General features: G+C 72.2%; 4 protein-coding genes and 3 tRNA genes. 2 read left to right on the top strand and 5 right to left on the bottom strand.

What is annotated here, in order from left to right; genetic code table 11:
- The first annotated feature begins 83 nt into the window (after positions 1–83).
- Both E1298_RS43685 and E1298_RS43690 read left to right on the top strand, forming a co-directional pair.
- Positions 84–1,688 carry an alkaline phosphatase D family protein gene (locus tag E1298_RS43685; protein ID WP_131903269.1) on the top strand — a complete coding sequence of 535 codons (1,605 nt, stop codon included), beginning with the start codon at positions 84–86 and terminating at the stop codon, positions 1,686–1,688.
- A 4-nt stretch (positions 1,689–1,692) separates the two neighbouring features.
- Entirely contained in the window at positions 1,693–2,649 is a 957-nt protein-coding gene (locus E1298_RS43690) for a polysaccharide lyase family protein (protein ID WP_207945207.1), read from the top strand.
- Here the strand turns inward: E1298_RS43690 and E1298_RS43695 are convergent.
- From E1298_RS43695 to E1298_RS43715, 5 genes are all read right to left on the bottom strand, one after another.
- Positions 2,633–4,468: a glycoside hydrolase family 3 protein gene (locus tag E1298_RS43695; protein WP_131903270.1), complete on the bottom strand. Its 1,836-nt coding sequence runs from the start codon at positions 4,466–4,468 to the stop codon at positions 2,633–2,635. The genes E1298_RS43690 and E1298_RS43695 overlap by 17 nt on opposite strands.
- A 97-nt stretch (positions 4,469–4,565) precedes the next feature.
- A tRNA-His gene (locus E1298_RS43700) sits at positions 4,566–4,639 on the bottom strand.
- A gap of 1 nt (position 4,640) precedes the next feature.
- Positions 4,641–4,713: transfer RNA gene (locus E1298_RS43705), tRNA-Arg, on the bottom strand.
- 13 nt (positions 4,714–4,726) lie between these two features.
- Positions 4,727–4,811, bottom strand: a tRNA-Ser gene (locus tag E1298_RS43710).
- 191 nt (positions 4,812–5,002) lie between these two features.
- On the bottom strand, positions 5,003–5,414 hold a 412-nt coding region (locus E1298_RS43715; protein ID WP_131903271.1), incomplete at its 5' end, for an SDR family NAD(P)-dependent oxidoreductase.

The raw sequence follows: 5,414 nt of genomic DNA on the forward strand, positions 1-5,414 counted from the left end.
GCCCCGTCCCCTCCAGTCTGATCTTGATCGGGCGCGCGCCGCCTGACCGGCGCCGCGCGCCCCCGTCCCCTTGGAGCACGCGCATGAGATCCCCCCTGCCCGCGAGCGGGCGCCGCTCGTTCCTCGCCGGCTCGCTGCTGACCGCGACCGGCGCGGGCGCCGCCGCGTTCGCGCTCGGCACCGGCCACGCCGCCGCCGAGGAGAAGGTCGGCGGCCGGGTCCCCGCCGACCCGTTCCAGCTGGGCGTCGCGTCCGGCGACCCGCTGCCGGACGGCTTCGTGCTGTGGACGCGGCTCGCGCCCCGGCCGCTGGAGGCCGACGGCCACGGCGGCATGCCCCGCGGCCCGTTCACCGTCGAGTACGAGGTCGCCGAGGACGCCGCCTTCACCCGGATCGCCGCGCGCGGCCAGGCCGTGGCGTCGCCCGAGCTGGCCCACTCGGTGCACGCCGAGGTCCACGGCCTCCGCCCGGACCGCGAATACCACTACCGCTTCCGCGCCGGGACGGAGATCAGCCCGGCCGGACGGACCCGCACGGCGCCGGACCCCGACGCGCGTCCCGCCGAACTGCGCCTCGCCGTCGCGGCCTGCACCGCCTGGTACCACGGGCACTTCACCGCGCTGGAGCACATGGCCAAGGAGGACCTGGACCTCGTCCTGTTCCTCGGCGACTACATCTACGAGTACGGCATCACGACCGGGAACATGCTGCGGCAGGGCGTGCCGCTGCCGGGCCCCGAGCATGCCGTCGAGATCAACACCCTGGAGCAGCACCGGCTCCGGTACTCGCTGTTCAAGACCGACCCGGACCTTCAGGCCGCGCACGCCGCCGCCCCCTGGGTGTTCACCACCGACGACCACGAGGTGCAGAACAACTACGCCGACGACTGGTCGGAGACCGGCGTCCGCCCCGAGGACTTCCTGCGCCGCCGCGCCGTCGCCTACCGCGCGTTCTACGAGAACCTGCCGCTGCGCGCCGCGTCCCTCCCCGACGGCCCCCGCATCGGCCTCTACCAGCGGCGCCACTGGGGACGGCTCGCGCAGATCGACGTCCTCGACAACCGCCAGTACCGCGACCGGTACCCGGCCGGGCAGGTCGTCGGCGACCCGCCCGAGCGGCGCGACCCCCGCCGCTCGATCCTCGGGGAGCCGCAGGAGAAGTGGCTGTACGACGGGCTGGCCCAGTCGTCCGCCACGTGGAACCTCCACGCCAGCGGCGTCGTGATGGCGCAGATCGACCGGACGGTCGGCGCCGGTGAGACCTACAGCAACGACATGTGGGACGGCTTCCCCGCCAACCGCGACCGGCTGTTCGCCGCCTGGAAGCGGCACGGGATCGCCAACCCGGTCGTGCTGTCGGGCGACATCCACCGGCACGTCGCGGCCGAGCTGAAGGCGGACTGGGCGAACCCGGCGTCCGCGACCGTCGGCACGGAGCTCGTGTGCACCTCGGCCGGGTCGGACGGCGACGGCGGCGAGACCGACGCGTCCGCCAAGGTCTGGCTCGGCAACCCGCACGTGAAGCTCTACAACGCGCGGCGCGGCTACCTCAGCTGCCGGGTGACCCCGACCGCGCTGACGTCGGAGTTCAAGACCGTCCCCTACGTCACCAAGCCCGGCGCCCCGATCGCGACCGCGGCCCGCTTCGTCACCGAGGCCGGGCGTCCCGGCCTGAACCGGGAGGTCTGACACCATGGAACCCGTCGCCCGCCGCACCGCGCTCCGCCTCGCCGCCGCGTCCGTCCCCGCAGCCGCAGCCGGCGGCGCCGTGCTCGCGGCGGCCCCCGCGAGCGCGGCCGCCCGCCGTGCGCCCCGCCCCGTCCAGCGGATCAAGACGGCCGCCGAGCTGGGCCGCGTCCGGCTGACCTGGGAGGGCGAGGCGTACGAGCCGTTCGTCGACCACTACGCCATCTACGGGGCCCAGAAGCCGGGCTTCGCGATCGGCCCGGACACCCTGCTCACCAAGACGGTGTACGCCTCGTTCCTCCACGACCGGATGGGCGGGCGCCGCCAGAACTGGTACTACCGCATCGTCGTCGTGGACGCGGCCGGGAACCGCAGCGACCCGTCCGCTGAGGTGGCGGGCCACAGCGCCGAGTCGGTCGCGCTGTCCGGCAGGCCGCTGGCCAGAGTCGGCAAGTTCGACCACAAGAGCCTTGAGCTGGCGCTGGCACCCGCCGGATACGCCCAGTACAAGACGCGGTTCCCGAACGGCGTGGACTACACCTACGGCGAGGGCAAGCCGGACGTCGACTGGTCCTACATCCAACCGGGCCCGGCGGACGCGTGGGCGGGCGGCAAGGCGAGCCGCACCACGTTCCGGTTCAACCTCGACGCCGTCCCCGCCGGGCAGACATGGCTTGCCATCTGGCTGATCGACACGCACGCCTCCAACCCCGGCACGCTCCTCATCGGGATCAACGGCACCGCGATCCCCGAGGTCAAGCTGGAGAACGGCGCGACACGCGGTTCACTCGAAGGCGACGCGACCGTCCCCGGGACGGCGCTCAAGCCGTCCTACGTCGAGCTGGTCCTGCCCCGCGCGGCGCTCAGGACCGGCAAGAACGCGGTGACCATCGACAAGAAGACCGGCTCCTGGCACGTCTACGACGCGCTCGGCGTCTTCGCCGCGCTCAGTCGTCGTAGGTGAGGCCGAAGTCGAGGGGGAAGAGGGGCCGCTTCCCGTCGCCGCGGTTGATCGGCTCCTGGCCGCCGTCGCGGGGCCAGGTCACCGGGAGGCGGCCCACCGGGTCGGCGTCGCCGAACAGGACGTCGGCGACGCCGCTCCCCTCGCTGCCGGGAAGCCACGCCGCGACCAGTCCGTCCCATTTCGCGATCTCGGACGCGACGTTCAGCGGCCGTCCCGAGACCAGCACCACGACCACCGGGATCTTCGCAGCGCGCAGCCGGGAGATCGCCTTCAGGTCGGCCTTCGCGAGCCTCAGGTCATCGGTCCGGTCGCCGTGGTACTCGGCGTACGGCTTCTCCCCCACCACCGCGACGGCCACGTCATAGGAGCGGTCGACGCCGGAGCCGTCCTTGCTGTAGGTCACGTTCGCCGGCCGGCTCGCCGCCCGCCGCATGCCCTGCACGATCGTCGTCCCCGGCGTCGTCGCGCCCGGCGCGCCCTGCCAGCTGACCGTCCAGCCGCCGGACTGCATCCCGATGTCGTCGGCGGCGCGGCCCGCCACGAAGATCTTGTCGTCGTCGTCCAGCGGGAGCACCTCGTCATTGTTCCGCAGCACCACCTGCGACTTAGCGGCCGCGCGCCTGGCCAGGCCCCGATGCGCCGCGCTGCCCACCGTCCCCAGGTAGCTCCGGTCGGCCAGCGGGCGCTCGAACAGGCCGAGCTCGAACTTCTTGGTCAGGATCCGCCGGTTCGCGTCGTCGATGCGCGCCATCCGGACATCGCCGTCCTCGACGGCGTCCCGCAGCAGCTCGATGAAGCGGCGCCACCTGTCCGGCACCATCACCATGTCGATCCCGGCGTTGACGGCCGCGACGACCTCGGCGCGGGTGAACCCCGGCCTGCCGTCGATCTGGTCGATCCCGTTGTAGTCCGACACCACGAACCCGGGAAAGCGCATCTCCCCTTTGAGCACGTCCGTGATCAGATGCCGGTTCCGGTGCATCTTCACGCCGTTCCAGGAGCTGTAGGACACCATCACCGAGCCGACGCCGCGCCGCACGGCCTCCCGGAACGGCGGCAGATGGACGGCGCGCAGCTCCGCCTCCGGCATCCGCGCGTCGCCCTGGTCGTCGCCGCCCGCGGTGCCGCCGTCCCCCACGAAGTGCTTCGCCGTGGCCAGGACGGACGCCGGCCCGCGCAACCCGGGCCCCTGGAGCCCGTCGATGACCGTCGCCATGGACGACGGCAGCGACGGGACCTCGCCGAACGACTCGTACGTCCGTCCCCAGCGGTCGTCGCGGGCGACGCACAGGCAGGGCGCGAAGTCCCAGTCCACGCCCGTCCCGGTCATCTCCTCGGCGGTCGCCGTCCCGATCCGGCGGACGAGCCCGGGATCGCGCGCCGCGCCGAGCCCGATGTTGTGCGGGAAGATCGTCGCCCCGACCACGTTGTTGTGCCCGTGCACCGCGTCCACCCCGTACATCATCGGGACGCGCAGCCGCGTGGCGAGCGCGGCCCTCTGGAACCGGTCGTACATGTCCGCCCAGCTCCTGGGCGTGTTCGGACGGGGCGCCGACCCACCGCTCGACAGCACCGAGCCGATCCGGTAACGCGTGATCTCATCGGGCCCGATGAACCTCCGCTCCGGCTGGACCATCTGGCCGAGCTTGTCGGCCAGGCTCATCCGGCCGAGCAGATCGTCCACCCGGTCGCCGACGGGACGCGCGGGATCGAGGTAGCGGACGGAACCCGCGGCCGCCGGGACGGGCCCGCCCGCGGTGGTCAGCGCGAGCGCGCCCAGCACGCCGAGGGCCAGGAACCGGTGACGAAGGCAGGTCATGCGCCAAGCCTTTCCACCATTGGTCCATCGCAACGTAAGCCGACTCCAGCGACTGCGCAATATCTGACGGTCACCGCCGTACCAACCAGTACACAAAGGGCGACCGCTCGGGATCGAACCGAAACCTCCAGGATCACAACCTGGCGTGCAGACCACTACACCACGGACGCCGTGTCTCCGGCAGGACTCGAACCTGCGCCCTCCGGGTCCGCGACCCGGCGCGCTCTCCACTGCGCCACGGAGACGTGCTTTACATCGCGGAGGGTGCGAGATTCGAACTCGCGCAGGGCTACCCCTGACCACGGCTTAGCAAGCCGATGCCTTTCCACTCGGCCAACCCTCCGGGAAAAGCGAAAGACCGCCCGATCCGGGGGCGGTCGACGTCAGAACGTGCAGGTCACGTTCCTCGGCGGCCCCCGAGACCGGTGCGGAAACTGCCGTGCATTCGCATCGCTTCCACTCCTTCCAGTCCCGTTCTTCGACGCTTACTCTGCCGGACCCGTTCCCCTCCCGGCAACTCCTTTATTCGAACCGTCATTCCTCAATATCAGTGCTCCGGGAGAGCCGCTCCCAGGCCGCGAACTCCTCCTGCGCGCGGGCAAGGTTCGCGGCGACGCCGTCCGCCGCGTCGGTGCCCAGCGGCAGCCGCAGCGGCGTCTCGTCCGCGTCGAGCGCGGCCAGGATCGCCGCGGCCGCCTTGGCCGGATCGCCGGGCTGCCTGCCGTCGGAGCCCGGCAGTCCCACGCGCACCGGCCCCACGACGTCCTTGTACTCCGGCATCGCGGCCGACATCTGGAGCGCCCCGCCGAACGACGTCCGGAACGCCCCGGGCTCGACCACCAGCACCTTGATCCCGAACGGCGCGACCTCCAGCGCCAGCGCCTCCGACAACCCCTCAAGCGCGAACTTGGTCGCCGAGTACCCGCCCACCCCCGCAAACGTGAAC

Source organism: Actinomadura rubrisoli (genome assembly GCF_004349215.1).
Taxonomy (GTDB): Bacteria; Actinomycetota; Actinomycetes; order Streptosporangiales; family Streptosporangiaceae; genus Spirillospora; species Spirillospora rubrisoli.